The following is a 24,951-nucleotide window of genomic DNA, read 5'->3' on the forward strand; positions in this document are numbered from 1 at the left end:
TGTCGTTCACCTTCTACGGGGCTTCGATCGGCACCGGAGTGGATGCCGCGTCCGAGCTGAGGCCGGCGGCCGTTGGAAGGTGAAGCCGCTTCAGGAGGAGGGCGTTGACTGCGACGATGACGCTGGAGCCGGACATGGAGAGGGCCGCGATTTCCGGGCTCAACCGGATGCCGAGGCTGGGGAAGAAGACACCGGCGGCGATGGGGAGGGCGAGGGCGTTATAGCCGATGGCCCAGCCGAGGTTCTGGCGCATCTTGCGCAGGGTGCCCTTGCCGATCCTCAGGGCAATCGGCACATCGAGTGGGTCGGACCGCATCAGGACCACGTCGGCGGTGTCGATGGCGACATCCGTGCCGGCGCCGATGGCGATGCCGAGGTCGGCCTGCGCCAGTGCGGGAGCGTCGTTGACTCCGTCGCCGACCATGGCGACCCGTTTGCCGGTGGCTTGGAGTTCTTTGATCTTCGCGGACTTGTCTTCGGGGAGGACCTCGGCGATGACGGTGTCGATCCCCAGTAGGGACGCGATGCGGGCGGCGGTTGCCTCGTTGTCGCCGGTGAGCATGACGACTTGGATGCCGGCGTCGTGCAGGGCGGCGACGGCGGCGGCGGCGGTTTCGCGAACGGCATCGGCGAGGGCGATCACGCCGTTGGCTTTCCCGTCGACAGCGACGAGGACGGCGGTGCGTCCGGTCGAGGCGAGTCTCTCGCGGGTTTCCGCGACCGGGTCGATGTCGATGCCCTGGGCGAGCATCAGTTTGCGGTTGCCGACGAAGACCTCGTGGCCGTTGACGGTGGCGCCGGCACCGTGGCCGGGAACGTTGCGGAACTCGGAGGCGGTCATCACGGCTGCGCCCTGGGCGGTGGCGTAAGTGACGACGGCGCCGGCGAGGGGGTGCTCTGATTCTCGTTCGACGGCGGCGACGAGGGCGAGGAGTTCACTCTCGTCCATCCCGATTGCGACGAAGTCGGTGACTTCCGGTTTGCCCTGGGTGAGGGTGCCGGTCTTGTCCATCACGACGGCATCGATGCGGGCCGAGGTTTCCAGGGCGGTGGCAGTCTTGAAGAGGATGCCCCGTTTGGCGCCGAGTCCGGTGCCGACCATGATCGCGGTCGGGGTGGCGAGTCCGAGGGCGTCGGGGCAGGTGATCACGACGACCGTGATTGCGAAGAGGATGGCGGTGGGCAGAGTGGACCCGAGGAGGAGCCAGGTGACGAGGGTCGCGGTGCCGCCGATCAGGGCGACCAGGACGAGCCAGAACGCGGCCCGGTCGGCGAGGCGCTGGCCGGGGGCTTTGGAGTTCTGCGCTTCCTGAACGAGGGCGACGATTCGGGCCAGGGCGGTATCGGCGCCGACCGCGGTTGCGCGGACCCGGAGGGTTCCGGTGGTGTTCACCGTTGCGCCGATCACGGGTGATCCGATGCTTTTGGCGACCGGGAGGCTTTCTCCGGTGACCATGGACTCGTCGATGTCGGATTCGCCGTCTTCGACGACACCGTCGGTGGGGATCTTCGAACCGGGGCGCACCATGAGCAGGTCGCCGGGGATCACTTCGGCGGTGGGGACCTCGACCGGTTCGCCGTCGCGGATCACGAGCGCCATCGACGGGGCGAGTTCGAGCAGGGTGCGGACAGCGTCGTTCGCGCCGCCTCTGGCGCGCATTTCGAACCAGTGGCCGAGCAGGACGAAGCTGGTCAGCACGGTCGCGGCCTCGTAGAAGACGTCGCCGCCGCCGGTGAGGGTGACGATCAGGCTGTAGACCCAGCCGGCTCCGACGCCGACGGCCACGAGGACCATCATGTCGAGGGTGCGAGCCCGCAGCGCCCGGACGGCGCCATCGAAGAAGATCCAGGCGGAGTAGAAGATGACCGGCAGGGACAGGATCAACGCGAAGATATCGTCGCGGAGACCGAATGGGGTTGGCGCGGTGAAGCCGAACACGTCGCGTCCGATCGGCGACCAGAGGGTGATCGGGATCGACAGGACGGCCGCGAGGATGAACCGGTTCCGCATGTCCTTGATCATGCCGTCCATGGACATGCCGCCGTGGCCGCCGTGTCCCATCGTGTCCTGCATGCTGCGTTCAGGTGGTGCCCCCTTGACGGCGCCCATTGTGGAGTGGTCCATTTTCGAATGACCCATTTTCGAGTGGTCCATCGGTCCCATCTTTTCCGTCTTGCCTGTCTGGTCCGACGCGTCGTGACCGCCGGACTTGCCGGTGCCGGACGACCTGGATGTGGATTTTTCGCTCATGCGAAACTCTTCCCTTCAAAATCGGACGCTGCCGTGAGGCCGCGGCGTTATGCGACAACATCAACTATATACCCCAAGGGGGTATCTATTGAAACCGCAGAGGGCGGTGGATTGTTCCCGACCGGCGCCGGAGCGCGCAGAGAAGGCACAGCGCCAGGCCGGCGAGACCGAGCCCGGAGACGAGCCATTCGATGCCGCTGCCGACCCGCATCGCGGGGGTGACGGTGTCGCTGAGCGGCACGGTCTGCACCATGGCGCCCGGTTCCCAGGTGGGGAGGCTGTCGAGGGTTTTGCCGTCGGGCGTGATGATCGCACTCGAGCCGACGGTGGAGATGTTGACGACGGTACGACCGGCCTCGATGGCGCGGAGCCGGGCGATGGCGAGCTGCTGCACGCTTTCGTCGGTGCGTCCGAAATCGGCGTTGTTCGTCTGGGCGAGAATGATCTGCGCCTTCCCGTCGATCATTTCCCGGACCAGTCGGTCGTCCGCGATGTCGAAGCAGATCGCGATCCCGGCCAGGATGCCGTTGAGGTCGAACACGTTGCCGCGCGTGCCGATCTCGTAGTCACGCCAAACGAGGTCGACCAGTTCCGGCGCGAAGGGGCGCCAGAATGCTCGGTCCGGCAGGTACTCGGCGAAGGGGACCGGGTGCGCCTTGTCGTAGACACCCACGGCGCCCTGGCCCGCCTTCCACAGGAGGGAAGAGTTGTAGAACTTGCCGTCGCGTTCCGTGATCGTGCCGGTGACCAGAGGCGCGTTCATCGCCCGGCTGATGTCGTCGCTGACCCTGGCGGCATCCGCGGATCGGGTCGGGTCGATGTCGCTGCTGTTTTCGGGCCAGACCACGAAATCGACCTCTTCGCCGCCGAGCGGCACGGTCGCGGAGGCGTGGTCGGCCAGGATCTGGCCGGGCGCGTACCGCGCGAAGAGGCCGGCATCGGAGGCGCCCTGAACCGCCGCGAGCCGTGTGCTGCCCGTCTGGATGGTGGGCAAGGCCGGCATCGCCAGCAGAATGGCAATGGCAGCGACGGCGATTCCCAACCGCAGGGCGCATTCAAGCCGGTACTCCCGGAGCAACTGCAGTATGAGGGCGCTCAACCACACGACGATGAAGCTCAGACCGGACATGCCGACCCAGGCGACGAGGGAGCCGAAGGGGCTCTCCGACTGGGAGAGGGCCACCCGACCCCAGGCGAATCCGCCGTAGGGCCAGACCGCAGTCAGGGCTTCTCGCGCCGTCCAGATCCCGGCCACGATGACCGGAACGACTCCGAGACGCCCCGGTGCGCCTGACCAGACTCGGGGCCCGACCCGCAGCACGACGCCGATCAGAGCAAGGCTGGCTCCGAAGAAGATGGCTTGCAGGGTGGCCAGGGCCAGCCAGGGGACCGGTCCGAGGTAAAGGGTGAGCCAGCTGATGTGTACCAGCCAGAAGGACAGGCCGGCAACCATTCCGATCAGCAATCCGGCCCCCGGTCCGTGACCTAACAGCGCCAGGAGCATGAGGACCACCCCGACCGGAGCGAGAACCCACCAGCCTCGATCCGGGAAGGCGCCGTCGAGAATCGCTCCGGCACCGGCCGCGAGCAGGATTGCGGCCCACAGCGGTAGTCCGGTCGCGCTCGCCAGGGTGAGGGGTCGGTGATCTGCTCGCCGCTGGAAGTCGCGGTCGAGCATGGGACCGGCCTTCCGAAGCGTTGGCTCCGCTGCCCGGTCTGTCAGGGATGCTTCGATGTTCTCAATCCTCCCGGGACGCGCTGCGCCCGTTCCATCCTGTAAACGGCCACAGTCGCGATATCGCGGAACCTGCCGCCCGACACCGAGCGCGCTGACGCTTTCCTGTGTGTTGTCCTGAGCAGGAGGTCCTGACGAGGCCCACCTACTACTATGAATGATAGTAGAACCGAAAGGGAGGCGCTCATGCGCACACAAATCTGGATATCTTCGCTGGCGGCCGCTGGATTGATCGTGGCCGGCTCAGTCGCCCCTGCATACGCGGCCCAAAGCGCGCTCACGACCGACGGCATGGCGGGGACCACGGAATCTCAGGAAGTGAGGGGGCACGCAGGGACCGCCGCCATGGCGAAGATGCACAGGCAGATGAAGAAGGACATGACCGACATGACCGACATGAACATGACCGACATGACCGACATGGACATGGCCGACATGACCGACATGACCGACACGGACATGGCCGACATGATGGGTGAATCCGGCGGAGCGAGGATGGGCGCGAAGATGAAGGCTCATCATGCGGCCGCATCGTCCACGTCCGCTCACACGCATTCCACCGAGCAGGGGCAATCATGAGCCAGGTCCTCTATACCCTCGCTCTGCTTGCCTGCCCCGTCGGTATGGGATTGATGATGTGGTTCATGATGCGCGGCAAGAAGCACGACGGCGCGGCGACTTCCCTGTCGCCCGGCGACGCGGCTGAATTGGCTACGCTTCGTGCCGAGGCCGACCTGCTGCGTGCGAACCAGCATGACCTCCGATCGACGGCGACCCCGCCGACTGCGGCTGACGGTTCCCGATGACCGAGCTCATCCTGCCTGCAGCGATTCTGTTGGCGTCGGTGACCCTGACCTACCTCTTCTGCGTGCGCCCGATGCTCAAGGGCCACTGTGCCCACGGCCATCCGGCCGAATCGATGGACCGCCTGGCCTCATCGACGACCGAGGCAACGGAGCTGACCCGCTTGCGCGCGGAGCTGGCGACGCTGCGAGTGACTCCACTCAACCGCACAGACGGCACGTCGACTCGCGCGTAGCGTCCTTTCATCCGCCGCAACTCATCATGAAAGGGAAGGAGGCCACATTGTCCGGCTGCTGCAAACCCACCACCGACGCTCCGCACGAATGCGGGGAAAGCTGCACCTGCTCCGCGCGATGACACACCCGTAGTGACACGGGAATCCCCGGCCGGCGACCGCCCGGCCGGGGATTCCCGCGTCGGGGCGGGCTTCTGAGCTACATGGTGAGGGATGTATCGCCCGGGGGGCAGGGCGGCATGGTGCCCGCGGCGGTGGCGGGAGCGAGAGCGAAGAACAGTGGCAGCGCCAGCAGCACGCCCGCGCCCGCAGCCGCTATCACGGTTCTCGCCGCACCGAGCGGTCGGTGCGGGGCGACAAGTCGTCGCACCCGGAGGACGGCCGACTCGCCACCGGCGCCGAGCGCCGGGGCCGGGGCGAGGCCGTGTTCGGCCAATCGCACGAGCGCCGTGGCCACAGTAGTCCGGCCGCTGCGCCGTGCGGCATCGTCGTCTGCCAGCATCTCGACGAGACGGCCGAGCGTGCCGCGGGCTTCGCGGAAGACCGCGATCCGGGGGAAGGCGCAGTGCAGCGTCTCGGCCGCGGCCAGGATCAGGTGGTGCCGACCGCGCAGGTGCGCCTGCTCGTGCGCGAGCACGGCGATGAGCTGATTGTGATCGAGCGCCGTCAACGCCGCACTCGTCAGAACGACCCGATGCTGGCGACCAGGCAGGCAGTAGGCGGCGGCCGACGCATGCTCGATCACGAACGCGTCGTAGTCACGGTGTCGCTCGCCGAGAACTGCAAGGGCATCCAGCTGGGTTTGCCGATCGCGGGACAAGCGGACCCGGACGGCGATGAGAGAGTAGCAGACCCTGCCGAGCACGGCGAGGGTCGCGACGGCCCCCGTCGCGCTGACGGCGGCACCGCCGGGGGTGGAGTATTGCGCCAGCAGAGTCATCGCGCAGGCGCGGATGAACTCCGCCAGGTTCGTCGTCCAAGGGATCGCCGGAATCGCGAGGCTCAGTCCGGCGAACACGACGGCGGACACCAGCGACAGACTGAGGGCTTGCCAGACCGCGATTCCGAGCCGGGGTGACCTTTCGAGCCAGGGGATTCGGCGCAGGATCATGGGTCCGAGGCCGGCCACGAGCGCGGCGTAGAGGATCAGGGCGGCCGGCGCGGTCATGGGGCGGCGGCGCTCGGGCCGTGCTCCGTGCTCTGATTCAGGGCCTCACGGAGTCGAGCGACCTCGGCGGGCGGGATCTGTTCAAGAAAATGCAGCAGCGTCGCGGTAGTGTCGGCACTCCCGGCCAGCACCGTCCCCATGAAGGCCGCGGTGTACTGTTCGCGCGTCATCACCGGGCGATAGCGGTAGGCCCGACCATCCTTCTCCCGGGTCAGGATGCCCTTGCGACGCAGGTTGTCCATCACGGTCATCACCGTGGTGTACGCGAGGACACGGTCCTTTTGGAGGTCCTCGAGAACCTCGCGCACGGCAACCGGGTGATTCCAGGACCACAGTCGATCCATGATGAGCTTCTCGAGTGTGCCCAACTGACGCATCGCGCACATTCCCTTCCAGCGGGGCTGCCACCGGCATCCGTCTTCAACTACTCAGCATAGTACCGGATGGGACTGGCCGCGCGGATCGGGTGCGTCAGCCGTCGATCCCGCCAGAACAGGGAGCACCGGGTTCGGGAGTTTGGGGGCCCTGCAAGTAGGTGGCCAGGAATTGTGCCAACCTGGGGTCGTCAGCGCTCTGCAGGCTGAGCTGCTTGCCCCACGCGCTGACGACCACGGGTGCCGGCAGATCCGGATATGGGCTGAGCAGTTCATAGTCGTTGTCGGCAGCCTGCGCGGCGAGCATGTCGCGTTCGTCGGCTGGGAGGTCGGGGCGGTAGGTGACCCAGACGGCCCCATGCTCGAGGGAGTGCACCGCTCTCCAGGTGTCGACCGGGTCCGGGTAGATTCCGCAGTTGGTGAGTTGCTCGGAATGGTCGCCGCCCACGGGAGGCACGGCAGGAAACGCCACCTTGTTGACGACGTGGTCTCGACCCAGGCCCTCCGAGCTCACGACCCCTCGTATCGGCCCAGTGGCGATCGGGGTCGATCCCGTTTGACCGGACACGATCACCAGGGTGACGGTCAGGGCGGCTGCGAGGATGATCGCGGCCCCAGAACCATAGAACCAGAGTTTGCGGCGCCGCTCGGCGCGTTTGAGATCTGCCTTCACGGATGCGACGACAGCCTGCCGATGCGGGGTCGCTCCCGTCCCCAGGTTCTTGGGCTTCATTCGGAGGCTCCTATCCGGGCTGCGCCCGTCATCTTCACGAGTTGGCTGAGTTGGTGGCGCAATTTCTTTTCCGGGAGGCGGCCGTAGCTGAAGAGCGCACCGTCGACGAGGACTCCGGGAGCGAAGGCGACAGCGTGTCGAAGTGCCAGCGCCCGACCGGTTTCGCTGCCGAGAGGGATCTCTTCGACTTCGAGGGGGAACTCCAAGGCTAGCCGAGCAAGTGCGATCTTTGCCTGCTCGCAGGAGACGCAGGAAGCCTGGGTCAAAAGGATGATCCGGGTCACGAGGCCACCTGGCCGTCCTGCATATCGGAGAGGATCTGCTCCAACGGAACATACATCGTGTAATCGGGCGCGCCGCCGTAGTCCGCGCGCCACTCGATGTCACCGGTCGGGCCCACCAGGACAAAGCTGTGACCGTTCCGGGAATCGCCCATCATGCCGTATTTGTTCGCGTCGTACTCGATGGAGACATCAAGTCTGGTATCCGCCAGGGCCAATGCCGTGAGCTTGTCATCGGACATCTTCTGAGCAATCAAGTCGACAGGTCCGCTGGTGATCGTGACGAGTTCGTCGATCCCGGCCGACGTCAACAGTGCGTCAGCGGCGGTCAGGTCTCGGATCTGATCCCAGCAAGGCTGGCAGCCGATTCCCTCATGGAAGAACAAGAGAACCGATTTGCCCCGATAGTCATTGAGGTTGACGATCCCGCCCGCAGTGGAGGGCAGAGAGAACGGGGGAGCCTTCTCGCCCGGACCGGGACTGCCGACCGCGTAACTGGCGGCCACTGCCGCTCCGGTGGGCGCCGACGGAGAGGGCTGCGCAGTCAGGGTGACGAAGAAGATGGCTGGGAGCACGGAGAGGACGCCGATCACGATCAGGGTTCTCCACAGTCGCGGGTGAGCCGTCCGCTTCATCGGGCCGGACGGTGGGGGGGTCGTGCTGGGTGAAGCCATTACTCGGATTCCTTCGTTTTCGTGTTCGTGTTCGTGTCCGTGGGGGTGTGCGCGTGCTCGGGCTGCGAGGCGGCCGGGGCCGATTCCGTCGAGGGTCGGCTGGCCCGGGCTCGGCTGGCCAGCGCCAGCCAAATGAGCAGGACCAACGCCGCGAATACGGCGACTGAGGTGATCCAGCCGGGAACGAACGACAGGAACTGCAGTATGAGCGCGGCGCTGTGCCCGAGCGCGGCGGCGACCTCGACCTGCCACCCGTCGGGTGCCATTCCGGGACCCTGCACTGCCAGGGCGATGGTGATGGCTCCCATCGCAACCATCAACCCGCCCGATACCAGCGTCACGAGCGGCATCCGCTTGCCCGAGCCGGGCCAGAGCGGCACGGATGCCGACATCACGCGGCTGCTGCCCCAGTCTTTCTTGTCCCAGACCAGGGCTAACACGGTCAATGGTGCGACCATGCCGAAGACATAGGCCACACCCACCACAGCTGCGGCAGGGATCGACGACGCCGCCCCGGATAGTGCTGCCACGCCGGCCAGCACCGGGGCGCAACAGGCGCTAGCCGCACCGGAGAAGACCCCGAGGCTGTAGACGGATCCGATGCCGGTTCCACCACCGCGCCCGGATGGCATCGGAAGCATCAACTTCCAGCCGAGCAGGGTGGCGACGCCGACCCCCACCATGAGCAGGCCGACGACGCTGAAGATGCCGAAGTGGTATTGGAACAGGATTCGGCTCACGAGCGCGGCACCGAGTGCGATTGGCAGGATGATCGTGGCGATCCCGGCCGAGAACACGAGCGTCATTCCGAGAATTTGGGTGCGACTTCGAAAGCTCGAGGCGAAAAACGCCGGCAGCATCACGGACACACAGCACGGCGCCATCAGGGCGACGACACCGCCGAGAAATGCCGCGAGAATCGTTGTCGAGAACAGAATTTGTTCCATGGGCCAGCTCCGATCAGGAATGCTGGGACGACAACCCAACTACTAACTAATCTAGTAGATGGAAGCTGACCCGAAGCTGAGAGTGCGCGAGCTGCCCAAGTCGTCGAGACCGACGCGCGCCCTGTGAGGCGGAAGCCAGCCGCAGGTCAGGTCACGGTGGCCGGTTCGGTGTGCAGCGCGCCAGTGTGCGTCGGCGCGACGGTCAGGGTGAGTCCGCGGAATCGGCGTAGGCGGAGGCTGTTGCTGACGACGAAGACCGAGGACAGTGCCATCGCGGCGCCGGCGATCAGCGGGTTGAGCAGGCCGAGCATCGCGAGGGGGATCGCGGCCACGTTGTAGGCGAAGGCCCAGAACAGGTTGGCCTTGATGGTGGCGAGGGTGCGTCGGGAGAGTCGGATCGCGTCCGCGGCCGCGACCAGGTCGCTGCGTACCAGGGTCAGGTCGCTGGCCTCGATGGCGACGTCCGTTCCGGTTCCCATCGCGATGCCGAGGTCGGCGGTGGCCAGCGCGACGGCGTCGTTCACGCCGTCGCCGACCATGGCGACGACGCGCCCTTCGCTCTGAAGTTGCCGGATGGCCTCGGCCTTCTCGGCGGGCAGGACGCCGGCCCGCACCTCGGTGATGCCAACTTCCGCGGCGACGGCTGCGGCGACGATCTCGTTGTCGCCGGTGAGCAGCACCGGGCGCAGGCCGAGGCGGCGGAACTCGGCGATCGCGGCCGCGCTGGTGGGCTTGACCGTGTCGGACACGGCGATCAGGCCATTCGCCTGACCGTCCCAGGCCACGGCGACCACGGTGCGACCCTGGCCCTCGAAGGAGGAGAGCGCCGCCTGGAGGTCGGAGGGGAGCGGGATGGCCCACTGGTCGGCCAGCCAGCGGGGGCGGCCGACGAGCACGACCCGGCCGTCGATGAGGGCTTGCACGCCGAGCCCGTCGGTCGAGGCGAACGATTCCGGCGTCGGCAGGTCACCGGTCCGGTCCCGGGCGCCGGTCACGATCGCCTTCGCGATCGGATGTTCGGAACCGGTCTCCGCCGCGCCGGCGAGGCCGAGGAGCTCGGCCTCGGTGGTGCCGGCGGTGGGGGCGGTCGCGACGAGGGTCATCCGGCCGGTGGTGACGGTGCCGGTCTTATCGAGCACGATGGTGTCGACCCGGCGGGTGGATTCGAGTACCTGCGGGCCCTTGATCAGGATGCCCAGCTGGGCGCCGCGGCCGGTGCCGACCAGCAGCGCGGTGGGTGTTGCCAGGCCGAGCGCGCACGGGCAGGCGATGATCAGGGTGGCCACGGCCGCGGTGAACGCCACGACGGGCCCGGCGCCGAGGAGGAGCCATACGACCAGGGTGGCCAGTGCCAGCCCGATCACGATCGGCACGAACACGGCGGACACCCGGTCGGCGAGGCGCTGCACCTCCGCCTTGCCGGTCTGCGCCTGTTCGACCAGGCGGCCGAGTTGGGCGAGCTGGGTGTCCGCGCCGATCCGGGTGGCCCGAATCACCAGGCGCCCACCCGAGTTGAGGGTGGCGCCGACGACGGCGGCGCCGGGGCCGACCTCGACGGGGACGGACTCGCCGGTGAGCATGCTGGCGTCGATCGCCGAGTTGCCCTCGGTGACCGTGCCGTCCGTGGCGATCTTCTCGCCCGGACGCACCACGAACAGGTCGCCGACGACGAGGGACGCGGTCGGCACGGTGGTCTCGATGCCGTTCCGGAGGAGGGTCGTCTCCTTCGCTCCGAGTTCGAGCAACGCTTTCAGGGCGGCGCCGGAGCGCTTCTTGGCGCGGGCCTCGAAGTAACGCCCGGCCAGGATGAACACGGTGACGGCGGAGGCGACCTCGAGGTAGATCTCGTGCGCGCCGCCTTCCGGGTTGGCGGTGAGGCTGAAGTTCATGGTCATGCCCGGCATCCCGGCGGTGCCGAAGAACAGGGCGAACAGCGACCAGCCGAGGGCGGCGAGCACGCCGATGCTGATCAGGGTGTCCATGGTCGCCGCGCCGTGGCGAAGGTTGGCCCAGGCGGCACGGTGGAAGGGCCAGGCGCCCCAGACGGCGACGGGCGCGGCCAGGGTCAGGGCCAGCCACTGCCAGTTGCTGAATTGCAGCGGCGGGATCATCGAGAGCAGCAGCACGGGAGCGGCGAGCACGGCGGAGAGGATCAGCCGCTGGCGCAGGCTCGCGACCTCAGGGTCCTGCTCGGTGGGCGCGTCGGGTGCCGTGGCTTCGGGCGGCCGGGGTCGTTCGGCGGTGTAGCCGGTCTCTTCGATCACGGCGATGGCCTGCTCGAGGGTTGTGCCGTCGGGGAGGAAGACGCTGGCCTTCTCGGTGGCGTAGTTCACCGAGGCCTCGACCCCGGGCATCCGGTTGAGCTTCTTCTCGATCCGGGCCGCGCAGGAGGCGCAGGTCATTCCGCCGACGAGAAGGTCGACCTGCTCCCCGCTCATGAGCTCGCCGGGACCAGTTCGTAGCCTGCCTCATCGATGGCGGCAGCCACGGCGGCCGCGTCGAGCGGGGCGGCACTGGAGACGGTGACCACCGAGACACCACCCGGGACGAGTGCGACCGTGACATTCTCGGGGCCGGCCAATTTACCGACTTCCGCCGTGACGCTGGCGACACAGTGCGAACAGGTCATCCCGGTCACCCGGTAGGTTGCGGTGGACGCGTCACGGGGGAGTGCCGTTGTGCTTTCGCCGTGATCTGAGTGCGAATCGCAGGTGCAGGATGCATCAGTCAGGCCGAGGTCGTTCACATTCGTGGTGTGCATAAGATTCAGTGTTCCTTTCGATCCGCGACGTTTTCGCGAACTCTCGCCGTCTACCCCTGTGGGGTAACGAAACAATTATACCCCTGTGGGGTATGATTATGTGACGATGAGATCCCGGACTGCGGACGGCGTGGTTTTGGTCCGGTGTGGAGATGAGAATGGAACGACAATGAGTGAGTCAATCGAAGCCTCGACCGGGGAGCACTCCGCTCATCACGGCTATATCTCCGGCAAGGATGCCTATCTCAAGCGGCTGCGTCGGATCGAAGGGCAGGCCAGGGGCATCCAGGGGATGGTCTCCGACGAGAAGTACTGTATCGATATCCTCACCCAGATTTCGGCGATGACGAGCGCCTTGCAGTCCGTTGCGCTCGGCCTGCTCGACGACCACCTGAACCATTGCGTCGTGTCCGCCGTCGCGGCCGGAGGCGAGGAGGGGGTCCTCAAGATCAAAGAGGCCTCGGAGGCGATCGCCCGGCTGGTTCGTTCCTGACCCGGGGCGGACGCCGTCGAGGACGGCGCTCACGACTTGGAGGAAACGGACGTCCTGCGGGGGCGACTCGCCGTCTACTCATGGCAGCCTCCGCAAGCCCCGCACCAGCGGCGCCTTCCCGAGGGCGGTGCGCTCCACGGCGTCAACCACTCGCACGTCGAGGGCGGTACCGACGACTCCCGCTGATTCCAGGGCCGCCGCCAGGCCGGTGCGAACCTGCTCCACCGATGCCGACGCGGCCAGGCCGGCCAGCATAACCCGGAGGGTTGCCGGCTCCTGGATGACCTGCCAGCCCGCGATCGTTGCGTCGTCCAGGACGTTGTGGAAGACGTTTGGGTGAATGCTGACCTCGCCTGTGATCCCGGGCAGTATCAGAACGTCCTCGATCCGGCCCTCAATTCCGGCTAGGCGGGCGAATGAACGACCGCACGGGCAGCCGCGGCCGTCGATACCGACGCTGTCGGACATCTCATAGCGGATCAGCGGCAGGGTGCGGGAGAACAAGACGGTGACCAGGATCCTGGCGCCGATCGTCCCAGGCGGAACCGTCAGGCCGGCCAGGTCCACAGGTTCCACGATCACTAGGTCCTCGTAGATGTGGCTCGTGTGAAACACACAGGGCGACGCGATGCCCGCCGTTTCGGTGGCGGCGTAGACGTCAAAGGGCGCTGACTCCCAGGCTGCCTGTATCTCGGCGGCGGACCGCACGGTCAGCACCTCGGAAGCAGACACGACCGACTGCGGCGAAATGCGCAGGCCGCCTGCGCGCTGCTCTGCGGCCAGAGGCTTGAGCGCCGACGCGTATCCAACGAGGAGCCGAGGCTGGAAGGAATTCAACGCGGCGACGATCTCCCGTACTGGACTTGTCGCGTCCAGCCGGAGCGTCGGCACGAGCCTGGATCGCAAGGAGGCCCCGACCACCGCCGATTGATGCGTCGGTGTGCGGGAGCTGACCATGGCAACTCGCAGCGGATGAGCCAGCCCGGCAGGAACGCCGGCCCAGTCGTTGGCTCGGGCATAGGAAGCGAGCACCGTGGCCCATTCGCGCCGATTCCAGATGAAGATGCCTCGCCGCCCGGTGGTGCCTGCCGTTGCGGCTGCCCACCAGCGACCCCGCCAGGGACGCCCCGGGTCCGTGCCGGTCGCCACCAGATTGCGCAGATGCTCCTCCACGTCTGCTAATCGCAGCCCGGGATCGGTCACAGCCTCGTCGAAGTGGCTCATCAGGTCAGCCTTCGTCACCGCAGGTAGTTGGGACAACGGCGCGTCAAACAATCCGGCGTGATGCTGTCGATAGAACTGGGAGCCGGCGTATGCCGCTCGCCGGAGCTCCTGCAACGCCCGTGCCTGATGGGCCTCGATTTGCTGGCGGCTCCAGCGGTCCCTGGCCTTCCAGCGTGCCCGGAAGTAAAGAAGCTCTGACAAGAGGCGGATGTCCATGCGGAACCCCTGTCGTGAACAAGACGGTGTGGGTTGATCCGGGCTAATCATATCCCCAACTGTGAATACCCTCCAGGGGTACCGAGGGCCGGGAGCAGGTCCGCATACTCGACAAGTACCGCTAGCGGACCCGATCAGTCGGTCCGAACAGTCAGGGTCGAGCAACGGACCCTGAGGCCTTTCGCGGGTAGCGTGGCCGGCGAGGAGGAAGCCATGGACGCCATGCGGGCCTGGTCGGTTGAATCGGGCCGGCACCGACTCATCCTCGGGGAGAAGCCGGTCCCTGAGCCGGCCGCGGACGAGGTGCTCATCGAGGTCCTCGCGTGCGGCGTCTGCCGCACCGACCTGCACGTCATCGACGGTGAACTCGCACCGCACCGTCCGGACGTGACCCCCGGCCACCAGATCGTCGGCACGGTGGTGGGGCGCGGCGCCGCGGTGCTCGGATTGCAGAACGGAGACCTGGTCGGCGGCGCCTGGCTGCGGAAGACCTGCGGAACCTGCGAATGGTGTCGCACCGGCCGGGAGAACCTCTGCGAGGGGGCCCTCTTCACCGGGTGGGACGCCGACGGGGGATTCGCGCGCTACACGACCGTCCCGGAGGCCTTCGCCTACCCGTTGCCGGACGGCACCGACCCGGTCCAGACGGCACCGCTGCTCTGCGCGGGCATCATCGGCTACCGGGCGTTGTCGCGGGCGAACGTGCCGCCCGGTGGGCGGCTCGGGATCTACGGCTTCGGTTCGAGCGCACAACTCACGGCGAGGCTGGCCCTGGCCGGCGGAATCGACGTGTTCGCCATGACCCGCGGTGAACGCAACCGGGACCTGGCCCGCCGTCTCGGCTTGTCCTTCGTCGGCGACGCGGAGGCCGCTCCGCCGGTCCCGCTGGATTCCGCGATCCTGTTCGCCCCGGCCGGCAACCTGGTTCCGGTGGCGCTGCGGGCGACCAGGCGAGGAGGCACGGTGGTCGTCGCGGGGATCCACCTCTCGGACGTCCCCTCGCTCGACTACGAGGCCGACCTGTTCTACGAGCGGGACCTCCGCAGCGTGACGGCGAACACCCGGTCCGACGGCGCCGCGTTCCTTCGCCTGGCGCACAACCTCGACCTCGTCCCCGAGACCACCGTGTATCCGTTCGACGAGGTTGATCGTGCCGTCGCCGACCTGCGCGCGGGAGCTGCTGCGGGTTCGCTGGTGATCGATCTGCGGAGCGGCTGAGCTCGCCCCGGGTTGATAGATTCGGTGCATGCGAGAACTACAGGCGCGGATCATCGCGGAACTGAACGTGTCCCCGACCATTGAGCCGGCGCTCGAGTTGCGCCGCAGGGCCCAGTTCCTCGTGGACTACCTCCGGCGCACCGGGGCGAAGGGCCTCGTGCTCGGGATCAGCGGCGGCCAGGATTCGAGCCTGGCCGGACGGCTCTGCCAGCTTGCCGTCGAGCAGCTGGCCGCCGAGGGGCACCCGGCGACCTTCCTCGCCGTGCGCCTGCCCTACGCGGTGCAACGGGACGAGGACGACGCCCAGCTCGCCCTGGAATTCATCCGGCCCCAGTCGAGCGCAGCCTTCAACATCCAGCGCGCCGTCGACGGGATCGACGCCGAATACCTCGTCAGCATGGGCCGGGAGCTCCCCGACTTCGACAAGGGCAACGTCAAGGCCCGCGCCCGGATGGTCGCCCAATACGCCCTCGCGGGCGCACAGGGGCTCCTCGTCGTGGGCACCGATCACGCGGCCGAGGCGGTCACCGGGTTCTTCACCAAGTACGGAGACGGCGGAACGGACATCCTGCCGCTCACGGGGCTGACCAAACGGCAGGGGCGCGCGCTCCTGGTCGAACTCGGCGCCCCCGAGCGGCTCTACCAGAAACAGCCGACCGCAGACCTGCTCGACGACACCCCCGGCCAGACCGACGAGGACAACCTGGGCCTGCGGTACGAGCAGATCGACGACTACCTCGAGGGGCGCCAGGTCGACGATGCCGTGGCCGACGCCATCGAGAAGCGCTACCTGGCCACCGAGCACAAGCGCCGCGTGCCGGCGTCGATGTTCGATGAGTGGTGGCGTTAGGGCGGATCGTCAGGGCGGCGGGATCGTGCGGACGGATCTAAGAAGCGGAGTACGGCGCGGGCCGCACCTCGAGCGCCTGCACGTCGTCGAGGAGGCGCTGGGTCTCCGTCGACGGTGAGGCCGGGGTGGTGGCGTAGTTCAACGGTGCCGGGTTCAACGGTGCCGGGTTCAACGGTGCCGGGTTCAACGGTGCCGGCACCGGCGCAGCCTGCGGGGTCGAGTACTGGTCGTGGTGTTGTTGCGCGGCCCACGCATCCTGCTCGGCGAGCAGGCTCTTCTCGGAGGTGGTGTTCGCCACCTTCCACCGGTCCAGGTCACTGAGGAAGACCTTGCGCGCCCGAGCAGGCTTGTGCTGCCATTCGATCAGACGGTCACGGAACTCGAGCAGAGCCGGTTCAAGCTGGTAGCCGAAGGTGGCGGAGGTGCGCTTGAGCTCGGCCAGCTGGTGCGCGGCCCAATTCGCGGCCACAGCAGACCCCTTGATCGGCAGGAGGCGCAGCTGGATGTCGGCCTGGCCGACGGCGCGGTCCGCCATGACCTGCTCCTGGGGGCTCAGCGAGTTCCAGACGGATGCCTCGGTCGCCGCGTCCACCAGGGCGCCGATGACGGCCGCCTTCAGCTCTCGATCATGCTGGGCGAGCAGGTGGCGGATTGCTCCTCGGGAGATCCACGCGGCCAGCAGGCTGGCCACGATGATCGCGACGACAAGCACCACGGCGCTGAACACCATGGTCTGATTGCTGGCTGCCGTGAGCCAGGACACGAAACTATTCCACCACTGCATGAGCGGCACTTTACCGGGACCGATCCCGGTTCGCGGGGAACACGCCCGGCGTGCCTGAAAGGTCGTGTCGGCGAAGATGCAGAAGACTCACCGGAAGCAATCCGCGGCGTCGTCGATGTTCCAGAAGGTGCCGAGGGCCGTCGTCCGGGTGGACGCCAGGAGACGCCGCGCAGCGAAGCGCTCGTCGAGGCCGTCGGTGCTTCGTTCGATGTGGCCGAGCACCGCCCCGCTACGGGTGACCACGCGCCAGAGGCCGTCGGCGACGGGCAACAGGGAGAGGCCGCGGACGGTTCCGGTCGCCGGCCCGGGAGGACGGCCGGGCTGAAGAGGAAGGCGGGACTGAAGAGGAAGGCGGGATTGAAGAGGACGGCCGGACTGAAGAGGACGGCCGGACTGAAGAGGATGGCCGGACTGAAGAGGATGGCCGGACTGAGGAGAACGGTTCGGCAGGGCAGCAGCTGTGGACAAGGAATCCTCCGATATCGGCCGGCCGCGGTTGATGGTGTCTCCACGCTACGGCCGGCCACCGACATTCAGTCCGGGGCTGCGGCGACCGGCTCGCTCCCGAGGGCGAGGTCCTGGCTGGCGAGGTCCAGATCGACCGCTTGTTCACCCGGGCCGTCTGCGCGACCACGATGCCGGCGACACCGAGCAGCGCCATCGCCGCGACGCGAGGCGAGCGTAGAGGTATCCCACCGACTAACGCAGTCCGGTGCCGTGCACGGCGAACGGCTCGATCGCCGCGATCTCGTCCGGGGTCAACGCCGGGGCGTCCAGGGCCGCCACGGTCTGCTCCAGCTGGCCGACGCTGCTCGCCCCGACCAGCACACTGGTCACCGACCGCTGGCGCAGGATCCAGGTCACGGCAAGCTGGGCCAGGGTCTGGCCGCGCTCGGCCGCGATGGCGTTCAGGCCGCGGACCCGCTCGAGATAGGTGTCGGTGAGGACATCCGAGGACAGGAACCGGCTTGTCGCCGCCCGGGAATCCGACGGGACGTTCCCCGACAGATACCGGTCGGTCAGGAGACCCTGGGCCAGCGGTGAGAAGCAGATGCTGCCCACGCCGAGCTCATCGAGCACCGGGAAGAGGCCGTCTTCGACATGGCGGTCGAACATCGAGTAGCGCGGCTGGTGAATCAGGAGCGGCACGTTGTACTCGGCCAGAGCGGCGGCGGCGGCCCGGGTCTGTTCCGGCGTGTAGCTGGAAATGCCCACGTAGAGGGCCTTGCCCTGCTGCACGGCGGAGGCCAGGGCTCCCATCGTCTCCTCGATCGGGGTCTCCGGGTCGGGGCGGTGGGAGTAGAAGATGTCGACGTAGTCCAGTCCGAGGCGGCCGAGGCTCGCGTCGAGGGAGGACAAGAGGTACTTGCGCGATCCGAAGTCACCGTACGGTCCGGGCCACATGTCGTAGCCGGCCTTGGTTGAGATGACCAGTTCGTCGCGGTAGGGACGGAAGTCTTCGGCGAAGATCCGGCCGAAGTTCGTCTCGGCCGAGCCATAGGGAGGGCCGTAGTTGTTGGCCAGGTCGAAATGGGTCACTCCGAGGTCGAAGGCCCGGCGCAGGATGGCCCGTTGGGTGTCTGTCGGCCGGTCGTGCCCGAAATTGTGCCAGAGACCGAGTGAGAGTGCCGGAAGCTTGAGGCCGCTCCGTCCGGTGCGGCGATAGGTCATCTCGGAATAGCGGTTCTCAGCAGCAACGAAGGTCATGCAGTTACTCTAGGACCGTGCAAACTTTTGTGGTCGCAGGTGGATGTTTCTGGTGTCTCGACGCCGTGTATCGGGTGCTTCGCGGGGTGACCGACGTCGTGTCGGGCTACACCGGGGGAGACACGCCCGATCCCAGCTATGAGTCGGTCTGCACCGGCCGTACCGGGCACGCGGAGGCGATCGCGGTCACCTTCGATCCGGAGGTCATCCCGGCCGGCGTGATCCTCGACGTCTTCTTCACCCTGCACGACCCGACCCAGCTGAACCGCCAGGGCGCCGACGTGGGAACCCAATACCGCTCCGCGATGTTCTACGCCGACGACGAACAGAAGCAGCTCTTCGAAAAGGCGCGCACGCGTGCCGCCGAATGGTGGGGCGAGGGCATCGTCACGACGATCCAGCCGCTCGGCGAGTACTTCGTCGCGGAGGACTACCACCAGGACTTCTTCGCCAAGAACCCCGGCCAGGGCTACTGCATGGCCGTTGCCCTGCCCAAGGTGAACAAGATCCGCAAGTCCTACGCGCAGTACATTCTTCCCTAGCCCTCCACAGGCAGCGGAACGGTTCCCTCGTCCACGTGGATGGCGGACCGGGCACGCACCGGCACGGCCCTGTCGCAGACTCGGAGCACGCGACCCGGGGGTGACGGAGACAGGCACGAGCGTTCGCTCCCGGGTCGCGCGCGCCGAGCCGTAGCCCGGCGCCCGTCGAGGTGCAGGGAGCACGCAATGAGCGACATCATCACGGTGACCGGGATCGTGGCGACAACGCCGCGCCACGTCGTCACGAGCACCGGGCTGGCCATCACCACGTTCCGGCTGGCTTCCGGTCAGCGCAGGTTCGACCGGGCGAAACAGTCCTGGGTGGACGCGGAGACGAACTGGTACACGGTCTCGACCTTCCGGCAGCTGGCCCACAACGTGGTGCGGTCGGTGCGCCGCGGTGAACACGTCGTCGTTGCCGGCCGGCTGCGCATCCGCGACTGGCACAACGCCGACAAGAACGGCACCGCGGTCGAGATCGAAGCGGACAGTGTGGGCCACGACCTGACCTGGTGCACCACCATCTCCCAGCGTGCGGCCGCGGCGCCCGGGCGGCTGTCCGGGGAGCCGTCCCAGCCTGCAGAGCCGGCCGAACCGTCGGAGCCGTCCTCGCCAGAGGAACAAGCGGCACAGGATCAGGCCGAGTCCGGCGGCTTCCTGCCGAGGGAGGACGCCGGCCTGGTCACCCTAGACTCTTAGGGTCGGCCGCATCCGTGGCCCCTGGAAGGATGCCCCGTGCAGGTTGGACCTGGGATGGACCCGCGGCGCAGGGCAGGGGCGGTGGTCCCTCGGATGCTCGGTACCGCGGCCGTGCTCGCCCTCGGAGCAGGGCTCGGCCTGGGCCTGTCCGGCTGCGCCGCTGCGCCGCCCGCGACATCTCCGGCACCGTCGCCGAGCGCCTCCGCGCCGTCCGCCTCAACGCCGGCCGTGGCCCCGTCTCCGTTGCCCGCCCCGACCCTGCGGCCCGACCAGGACGCGCGCACCAATCTCGCCTATTTCGATTTCGTGGCGTCCGGCGTTGTGGCCGCCAACCCGGCGGCCGGCGGTCGCGACTTCATCGACGCGCTGGTCGCGGCCGGCTTCGACCGGGCCCGGATGGAGGTGACCTTCGACGAGACCAGTGCTGCGCTCGCCGCCGACTCGATCCAGTTCGCCGTGCGCTTCGACGCGGAATGCCTGATCGGGCAGAACGGGCCGGCCACCGGCGGCTATCACGGCGCCGTCATGCCGGTGCTGGCGAGCGGTACGTGTCTGGTCGGGGCCACGCGGCAAATAGACTGGTAAGCACTATGGCCGAATTTATTTACTCGATGGTCCGCGCACGCAAGGCGGTTGGCGACAAGCTCATCCTCGACGATGTGACGATGTCTTTTTTCCCCGGCGCCAAGATTGGCGTGGTCGGGCCGAACGGAGCCGGAAAATCCACGATCCTCAAGATCATGGCCGGCCTCGACACGCCGAGCAACGGTGAAGCGAAACTGTCACCCGGCTACAGCGTCGGCATCCTCATGCAGGAGCCCGAACTGGACGAGACGAAGACCGTGCTCGAGAACGTGCAGGAAGGCGTCGGCCCGATCAAGGCCAAGGTCGACCGGTTCAACGAGATCAGCCTCGCCCTCGCCGAGCCGGACGCCGACTTCGACGCCCTCCTGGCCGAGATGGGCACCCTGCAGGAGGCCATCGACGCCGCCGACGCCTGGGACCTCGACTCCCAGCTCGAACAGGCCATGGACGCCCTGCGCACCCCGCCGGGAGACTCGGCCGTTTCCGACCTGTCCGGTGGTGAGAAGCGCCGGGTGGCGCTGACCAAGCTGCTCCTGCAGAAGCCCGACTTGCTCCTCCTCGACGAGCCCACCAACCACCTCGACGCCGAAAGCGTGCTGTGGCTCGAGCAGCACCTCGCGCAATACCCCGGCGCCGTGCTCGCCGTCACCCACGACCGGTACTTCCTCGACCACGTGGCCGAGTGGATCGCCGAGGTGGACCGCGGTCACCTCTACCCCTACGAGGGCAACTACTCCACCTACCTCGAGAAGAAGCAGGAACGACTGCTGATCGCAGGCAAGAAGGACGCGAAGATGGCCAAGCGCCTCGCGGACGAACTTGAATGGGTGCGCTCGAACGCCAAGGGGCGCCAGGCCAAGTCCAAGGCCCGCCTCGCCCGGTACGAGGAAATGGCCGCGGCGGCGGAAAGCACCCGCAAGCTCGACTTCGAAGAGATCCAGATCCCGGTCGGCCCGCGCCTCGGCGCCCAGGTCATCGACGCGAAGAACCTCACGAAGGGCTTCGGCGACCGTGTCCTCATCGACGGGCTCAGCTTCACCCTCCCGCGAAACGGCATCGTCGGCATCATCGGACCGAACGGTGTCGGTAAGACGACACTGTTCAAGACGATCGTGGGCAAGGAGCCCCTCGACGGCGGCGAGCTCAAGATCGGTGAGACCGTCGCGATCTCCTACGTCGACCAGGACCGCACCGGCATCGACCCGAACAAGACCCTGTGGGAAGTCGTCTCGGACGGCCAGGACTACATCCAGGTCGGCAAGACCGAGATCCCCTCCCGCGCTTACGTGTCCACCTTCGGATTCAAGGGCCCCGACCAGCAGAAGAAGGCCGGCGTGCTCTCCGGTGGAGAGCGCAACCGTCTCAACCTGGCGCTCACCCTCAAGCAGGGCGGCAATCTGCTCCTGCTTGACGAACCCACCAACGACCTGGACGTCGAAACGCTCGGCTCGCTCGAGAACGCGCTGCTCGAATTCCCCGGCTGCGCCGTGGTGATCACTCACGACCGGTGGTTTCTCGACCGGATCGCAACCCACATCCTCTCCTATGAGGGCACCGACGAGGATCCGGCGAACTGGTACTGGTTCGAGGGAAACTTCGAGTCCTATGAGCAGAACAAGATCGAGCGCCTCGGCCCGGATGCCGCGAAGCCGCACCGTTCCGCCTACCGCAAGCTCACCCGCGACTAGGACCACGATGAAGCTTCATGTGCCGATCACGCTGCGCTGGTCCGATCTTGACGCGTACGGCCATGTCAACAATGCCGCGATGTTGCGCCTCCTCGAGGAGGCGCGCATCCAGGCGTTCTGGCTGGACGAGGACGCGACCGAGCCGGCGCTGGGAGCGGGCACCGCGGTGCTCGACGGCCGGCCGGGGGCCGCGACGCTGACCCTGATCGGCAGGCTCGAGGCCGAATACCTCGCACCGATTCCCTACCTGCGGCAACCGGTCGTCGTGCGGCTCTGGCTGGGCAAGCTCGGCGGGGCCAGCCTCGAAGTCTGCTACGAGGTGTGGAGCCCCGACGGAGTGCTTCCGGCGGTGCTCTACGCCCGGGCGAGCACCACGATCGTGCTGGTCGACGCCGCCACCGAGCGGCCGCGCAAGATCAGCCCGACCGAGCGCGACGCCTGGACGCCGTACCTGGACGAGCCCGTCAGATTCTCCCGGCGGGCATCCGTTCCGGAGGACTAGCCCGGTTTCGGAGGGCTACCGCGGGGTCTCGCTGAACGAGCCCTGCCAGATCGCCCGGCTGCCGGATTCGCCCACCAGCACGGTTTGCCAGGTGGCCACGCCGCCGAGTCCGAGGGCCAGCAGCACCAGCAGCACGCTCACCACCCGCGGCCCGGTCCCCGGGCGCGCACGGCGTCGCCGGTCCTGCACGGTGTGCCAGAGCCAAACCAGGACGCCGAGCAGCCCGAGGGAGAGCGTCCACGGCCAGAGCGCCCCGCCCAGGCCCGCATGCACGCCGATCAACGGGGTGGGTGCCACCCGGGCCTGCAACCAGGCACCGGCCTGGCTGGTCAGCGGCACCAGCACGATCACCGCCAGCCCCAGCGCCGGCAGCACGATTCCCAGGCGGCGGCGCACCCCGGGGAAGACCGCGGCGAGGAGCACGGCCAGGGCGGTCACCGGCACGAGAACGACGACGAGGTGCACGAGGAGAACGTGCAGGGGGAGACCGTTGACGGAGTAGAGGTCCATGGCCGCCCGGCTCCTAGGTGGCGGTGACCGAGTCGCCGGTCACCGTCACCGGCACCGCGACCAGCGGGCTCGGGGCCGGTCCACCGAGGACCTCGCCGGTCATCGCGTCGAACTTCGAGCCGTGGCACGGGCAATCGAATTCCTTGCCGACGGGCTTCACCACGCAACCCCGGTGGGTGCACACGGCGCTGAACGCGATCACCTTCCCCGCGGTGGGCTGGCTGACCAGGATGGGCTTTCCGTTCAGTGACGCCTCGACCGAGCCGCCGACCGGGATGTCGGCCAGCTTGGCGACCTCCGTCGCGGACTTCGGGCCGCCCTCCTGGTCGGTGGCTGCGGCATCCCCGGTCGCGGCCGGCCCTGTGCTGCAACCGACGAGTGCGACGGCGGTTCCCGAGCCTCCGATCAGGAGGGCGGCCCGGCGGGAGATGCCCACGGCGGTATCGGCTGGAATCGTGGTGGAGTTCGTCATGGTTCTCCTTGACCGGGTTCGCGAATAGGTTGGGGTCGGCAGGGCGATGCTACCCAGTGGACCTGTTACTCAGTACAACGACACGGTGGCGCTTTCGGTTCAGCGTCCGGGTGAACCCCGCCGGCGGGTCCGACGTGTTAATGACGGGAGGTGCATGGTGACGGACGAGCGGGCCGAACTCCTGCGTGCCCTCCACGATGAACATGCCCCGGCGCTCTGGCGTTATGTGGTGCGACTGACCGGGGACGCCGCCCTCGCCGACGATGTGGTGCAGGAAACCCTGCTCCGGGCCTGGCGCCTGCCCCGCGTGCTCGACCAATCGGAGACGTCCGCCCGGGACTGGCTGTTCACGGTGGCCCGCAACCTCGTCATCGACGACCGCCGGTCGGCCAGGCACCGCCACGAGTTCACGACCGATCAGCTCCCCGAACAGCTGACTGTCGACCAGACGTCCGCCCTGCTCGATTCCTGGCTGGTCGCCGACGCGCTGGCAGGGTTGTCCCCCGAACACCGGGCCGTGGTGATCTGCGCGTACTACCGCGGCCAGTCGGTCGCCGAGACCGCCCGGCTGCTGGACATTCCGCCCGGCACCGTGAAGTCCCGCCTGCATTACGCGCTCCGGGCGATGCGGCTGACCCTGCACGAGCGGGGGGTGAGCGAACGATGACCACCCCGGATGCCTACGCCGACTGGGATGCCGCCTATGTGCTCGGGGCGCTGACCTCCGGTGAGCGGCACGAGTTCGAGCGTCACCTCGCCGAGTGCCCCGACTGCGCCCGGATGGTCGCCGAGCTCGCGGCACTGCCGGGGCTGCTCGGCACCGTTCCGGCCGAAGAGGCGCTCGCGCTGGACCGGCAGGCAGCGGAGCCGCACCCCGACTCGGCGCCGCGGGACGCCGACCGTGCCGGCGGGCCGGGCCTGTCCGGCCTGTCCGGCCTGTCCGGCGAGAGCCTGCCGCGGCTGATGGACCGGGTGCGGCGGCGCCGTCGTCGCGTGCGCGTGCTCGTGGCCGGGGCCGTCGTGGCGGTGGCCGGTGCCTCTGCAGCCGCCGCCCTCGTGCTGGCCACGGTGCTCCCGGGCGCTCCCGGCGCGCCGGTCGCGGCTCCCGTTGCCTCCCCGGCTCCCGCAGCCTCCGCGGCGCCGGGCAGTGCCCAGCCCCGGGCAGCCCGCACGGTGATGGAGCAGGTCGTGCCCAGCCCGCTCAGCGCCAGTTTCGTGCTGACCGGCGAGGCCTGGGGAACCAGGATCGACTCGTCGTGCAGCTACGCGCAGACCGGCGGAGGCTCCGGCTCCGCCGAACGGGCGTATTCGATGTACGTGACCGACACCCGCGGCACGGTGACCCTCGTGGCGACCTGGCTGGCCGGCCCGGGCACCGCGATCGAGGCCGTCGGCACGACCAGCGTCGCCCGGCACGACATAGCCTCCGTCGACATCCGTCTCGAACCGGACGGTCTGGTGCTGCTGGCCGGCCGGCCGCAGTCCTGAGCTGAGCGGG

General features: G+C 67.9%; 29 protein-coding genes. 13 read left to right on the forward strand and 16 right to left on the reverse strand.

Annotation, left to right across the window (positions count from 1 at the left end; all coding sequences use genetic code 11):
- Window positions 1-13 precede the first annotated feature (13 nt).
- Together E3O32_RS03735 and lnt are read right to left on the reverse strand one after the other, a co-directional pair.
- A complete protein-coding gene (locus E3O32_RS03735) occupies window positions 14-2,125 on the reverse strand; it encodes a heavy metal translocating P-type ATPase (RefSeq protein WP_241974535.1) in 2,112 nt (703 codons plus the stop codon).
- 211 nt (window positions 2,126-2,336) lie between these two features.
- On the reverse strand, window positions 2,337-3,929 hold the full coding sequence (gene lnt / locus E3O32_RS03740) for an apolipoprotein N-acyltransferase (RefSeq protein WP_134507138.1): 1,593 nt from the start codon (window positions 3,927-3,929) through the stop codon (window positions 2,337-2,339).
- Window positions 3,930-4,172: 243 nt separating this feature from the next.
- On the opposite strand from lnt, the gene E3O32_RS03745 reads away from it, so the two are divergent.
- Genes E3O32_RS03745 through E3O32_RS03755 form a run of 3 tightly spaced genes read left to right on the forward strand, consistent with a single transcriptional unit; the run spans window position 4,173 to window position 5,025 of the window.
- Window positions 4,173-4,565 (forward strand): hypothetical protein, encoded by a 393-nt coding sequence (locus tag E3O32_RS03745; RefSeq protein ID WP_134507139.1) that lies wholly within the window; start codon window positions 4,173-4,175, stop codon window positions 4,563-4,565.
- Window positions 4,562-4,792 (forward strand): hypothetical protein, encoded by a 231-nt coding sequence (locus E3O32_RS03750; RefSeq protein ID WP_134507141.1) that lies wholly within the window; start codon window positions 4,562-4,564, stop codon window positions 4,790-4,792. The genes E3O32_RS03745 and E3O32_RS03750 overlap by 4 nt, the downstream gene beginning before the upstream one ends.
- Entirely contained in the window at window positions 4,789-5,025 is a 237-nt protein-coding gene (locus E3O32_RS03755; protein ID WP_134507143.1) for a hypothetical protein, read from the forward strand. The genes E3O32_RS03750 and E3O32_RS03755 overlap by 4 nt, the downstream gene beginning before the upstream one ends.
- A 199-nt stretch (window positions 5,026-5,224) precedes the next feature.
- Here E3O32_RS03755 and E3O32_RS03760 read toward each other — a convergent pair whose 3' ends face one another.
- The 8 genes from E3O32_RS03760 to E3O32_RS17805 all read right to left on the reverse strand — a co-directional run bounded on the left by E3O32_RS03760 (window position 5,225) and on the right by E3O32_RS17805 (window position 11,963).
- Entirely contained in the window at window positions 5,225-6,193 is a 969-nt protein-coding gene (locus tag E3O32_RS03760; protein WP_134507145.1) for a M56 family metallopeptidase, read from the reverse strand.
- Window positions 6,190-6,570: a BlaI/MecI/CopY family transcriptional regulator gene (locus tag E3O32_RS03765; RefSeq protein ID WP_134507147.1), complete on the reverse strand. Its 381-nt coding sequence runs from the start codon at window positions 6,568-6,570 to the stop codon at window positions 6,190-6,192. Before E3O32_RS03765 ends, E3O32_RS03760 begins: the two co-directional genes overlap by 4 nt.
- Window positions 6,571-6,664: 94 nt before the next feature.
- Window positions 6,665-7,300 (reverse strand): DUF3105 domain-containing protein, encoded by a 636-nt coding sequence (locus tag E3O32_RS03770; RefSeq protein ID WP_134507149.1) that lies wholly within the window; start codon window positions 7,298-7,300, stop codon window positions 6,665-6,667.
- Window positions 7,297-7,584 (reverse strand): thioredoxin domain-containing protein, encoded by a 288-nt coding sequence (locus E3O32_RS03775; RefSeq protein WP_134507151.1) that lies wholly within the window; start codon window positions 7,582-7,584, stop codon window positions 7,297-7,299. Before E3O32_RS03775 ends, E3O32_RS03770 begins: the two co-directional genes overlap by 4 nt.
- Window positions 7,581-8,255, reverse strand: coding sequence for a redoxin domain-containing protein (locus E3O32_RS03780; RefSeq protein WP_134507153.1), 675 nt, complete (start codon window positions 8,253-8,255; stop codon window positions 7,581-7,583). Before E3O32_RS03780 ends, E3O32_RS03775 begins: the two co-directional genes overlap by 4 nt.
- Window positions 8,255-9,061 (reverse strand): hypothetical protein, encoded by an 807-nt coding sequence (locus E3O32_RS03785; RefSeq protein WP_478213459.1) that lies wholly within the window; start codon window positions 9,059-9,061, stop codon window positions 8,255-8,257. The genes E3O32_RS03780 and E3O32_RS03785 overlap by 1 nt, the downstream gene beginning before the upstream one ends.
- 287 nt (window positions 9,062-9,348) lie before the next feature.
- A complete protein-coding gene (locus tag E3O32_RS03790) occupies window positions 9,349-11,640 on the reverse strand; it encodes a heavy metal translocating P-type ATPase (protein ID WP_134507157.1) in 2,292 nt (763 codons plus the stop codon).
- Window positions 11,637-11,963, reverse strand: a complete 327-nt coding sequence (locus E3O32_RS17805) for a heavy-metal-associated domain-containing protein (RefSeq protein WP_134507159.1) — start codon at window positions 11,961-11,963, stop codon at window positions 11,637-11,639. The genes E3O32_RS03790 and E3O32_RS17805 overlap by 4 nt, the downstream gene beginning before the upstream one ends.
- Window positions 11,964-12,132: 169 nt before the next feature.
- On the opposite strand from E3O32_RS17805, the gene E3O32_RS03800 reads away from it, so the two are divergent.
- Window positions 12,133-12,456, forward strand: coding sequence for a metal-sensitive transcriptional regulator (locus E3O32_RS03800; RefSeq protein ID WP_134507161.1), 324 nt, complete (start codon window positions 12,133-12,135; stop codon window positions 12,454-12,456).
- Between the two features lie 78 nt (window positions 12,457-12,534).
- Here E3O32_RS03800 and E3O32_RS03805 read toward each other — a convergent pair whose 3' ends face one another.
- A complete protein-coding gene (locus E3O32_RS03805) occupies window positions 12,535-13,896 on the reverse strand; it encodes a phenylacetate--CoA ligase family protein (RefSeq protein ID WP_134507163.1) in 1,362 nt (453 codons plus the stop codon).
- Between the two features lie 213 nt (window positions 13,897-14,109).
- Here E3O32_RS03805 and E3O32_RS03810 point away from each other — a divergent pair, with 213 nt between their 5' ends.
- Together E3O32_RS03810 and nadE are read left to right on the forward strand one after the other, a co-directional pair.
- Window positions 14,110-15,114: a zinc-dependent alcohol dehydrogenase family protein gene (locus E3O32_RS03810; protein ID WP_338145181.1), complete on the forward strand. Its 1,005-nt coding sequence runs from the start codon at window positions 14,110-14,112 to the stop codon at window positions 15,112-15,114.
- Between the two features lie 28 nt (window positions 15,115-15,142).
- A complete protein-coding gene (nadE, locus tag E3O32_RS03815; protein WP_134507165.1) occupies window positions 15,143-15,964 on the forward strand; it encodes an ammonia-dependent NAD(+) synthetase in 822 nt (273 codons plus the stop codon).
- 37 nt (window positions 15,965-16,001) lie between these two features.
- Here nadE and E3O32_RS17370 read toward each other — a convergent pair whose 3' ends face one another.
- The 3 genes from E3O32_RS17370 to mgrA form a co-directional block, all read right to left on the reverse strand.
- Window positions 16,002-16,748 (reverse strand): hypothetical protein, encoded by a 747-nt coding sequence (locus E3O32_RS17370; RefSeq protein ID WP_174776480.1) that lies wholly within the window; start codon window positions 16,746-16,748, stop codon window positions 16,002-16,004.
- An 87-nt stretch (window positions 16,749-16,835) separates the two neighbouring features.
- Window positions 16,836-17,018 carry a hypothetical protein gene (locus E3O32_RS17160; RefSeq protein ID WP_134539145.1) on the reverse strand — a complete coding sequence of 61 codons (183 nt, stop codon included), beginning with the start codon at window positions 17,016-17,018 and terminating at the stop codon, window positions 16,836-16,838.
- 429 nt (window positions 17,019-17,447) lie between these two features.
- Window positions 17,448-18,455, reverse strand: coding sequence for an L-glyceraldehyde 3-phosphate reductase (gene mgrA / locus E3O32_RS03830; protein ID WP_134507167.1), 1,008 nt, complete (start codon window positions 18,453-18,455; stop codon window positions 17,448-17,450).
- A 17-nt stretch (window positions 18,456-18,472) separates the two neighbouring features.
- Here mgrA and msrA point away from each other — a divergent pair, with 17 nt between their 5' ends.
- The 5 genes from msrA (at window position 18,473) to E3O32_RS03855 (ending at window position 22,471) form a co-directional block, all read left to right on the forward strand.
- A complete protein-coding gene (gene msrA / locus E3O32_RS03835; protein ID WP_134507169.1) occupies window positions 18,473-18,997 on the forward strand; it encodes a peptide-methionine (S)-S-oxide reductase MsrA in 525 nt (174 codons plus the stop codon).
- Between the two features lie 186 nt (window positions 18,998-19,183).
- Window positions 19,184-19,696: a single-stranded DNA-binding protein gene (ssb, locus tag E3O32_RS03840; RefSeq protein WP_134507171.1), complete on the forward strand. Its 513-nt coding sequence runs from the start codon at window positions 19,184-19,186 to the stop codon at window positions 19,694-19,696.
- Between the two features lie 36 nt (window positions 19,697-19,732).
- On the forward strand, window positions 19,733-20,281 hold the full coding sequence (locus E3O32_RS03845) for a DUF6993 domain-containing protein (RefSeq protein WP_174776481.1): 549 nt from the start codon (window positions 19,733-19,735) through the stop codon (window positions 20,279-20,281).
- A 5-nt stretch (window positions 20,282-20,286) separates the two neighbouring features.
- Window positions 20,287-21,969 carry an energy-dependent translational throttle protein EttA gene (gene ettA, locus E3O32_RS03850; RefSeq protein ID WP_134507173.1) on the forward strand — a complete coding sequence of 561 codons (1,683 nt, stop codon included), beginning with the start codon at window positions 20,287-20,289 and terminating at the stop codon, window positions 21,967-21,969.
- Window positions 21,970-21,976: 7 nt separating this feature from the next.
- Entirely contained in the window at window positions 21,977-22,471 is a 495-nt protein-coding gene (locus tag E3O32_RS03855) for an acyl-CoA thioesterase (RefSeq protein WP_134507175.1), read from the forward strand.
- 15 nt (window positions 22,472-22,486) lie between these two features.
- On the opposite strand, the gene E3O32_RS03860 is transcribed toward E3O32_RS03855, so the two are convergent.
- Complete coding sequence (locus E3O32_RS03860) at window positions 22,487-22,981, reverse strand: DUF2231 domain-containing protein (protein WP_134507176.1); 495 nt, start codon at window positions 22,979-22,981, stop codon at window positions 22,487-22,489.
- 13 nt (window positions 22,982-22,994) lie between these two features.
- A complete protein-coding gene (locus tag E3O32_RS03865) occupies window positions 22,995-23,453 on the reverse strand; it encodes a Rieske (2Fe-2S) protein (RefSeq protein ID WP_134507178.1) in 459 nt (152 codons plus the stop codon).
- A gap of 154 nt (window positions 23,454-23,607) precedes the next feature.
- Here E3O32_RS03865 and E3O32_RS03870 point away from each other — a divergent pair, with 154 nt between their 5' ends.
- Window positions 23,608-24,120 (forward strand): sigma-70 family RNA polymerase sigma factor, encoded by a 513-nt coding sequence (locus tag E3O32_RS03870; protein ID WP_134507180.1) that lies wholly within the window; start codon window positions 23,608-23,610, stop codon window positions 24,118-24,120.
- Window positions 24,117-24,941: a zf-HC2 domain-containing protein gene (locus E3O32_RS03875; RefSeq protein ID WP_134507182.1), complete on the forward strand. Its 825-nt coding sequence runs from the start codon at window positions 24,117-24,119 to the stop codon at window positions 24,939-24,941. Before E3O32_RS03870 ends, E3O32_RS03875 begins: the two co-directional genes overlap by 4 nt.
- The last annotated feature ends 10 nt before the right edge of the window (window positions 24,942-24,951 follow it).

It is taken from the genome of Cryobacterium mannosilyticum (genome assembly GCF_004402705.1).
Classification (GTDB): domain Bacteria; phylum Actinomycetota; class Actinomycetes; order Actinomycetales; family Microbacteriaceae; genus Cryobacterium; species Cryobacterium mannosilyticum.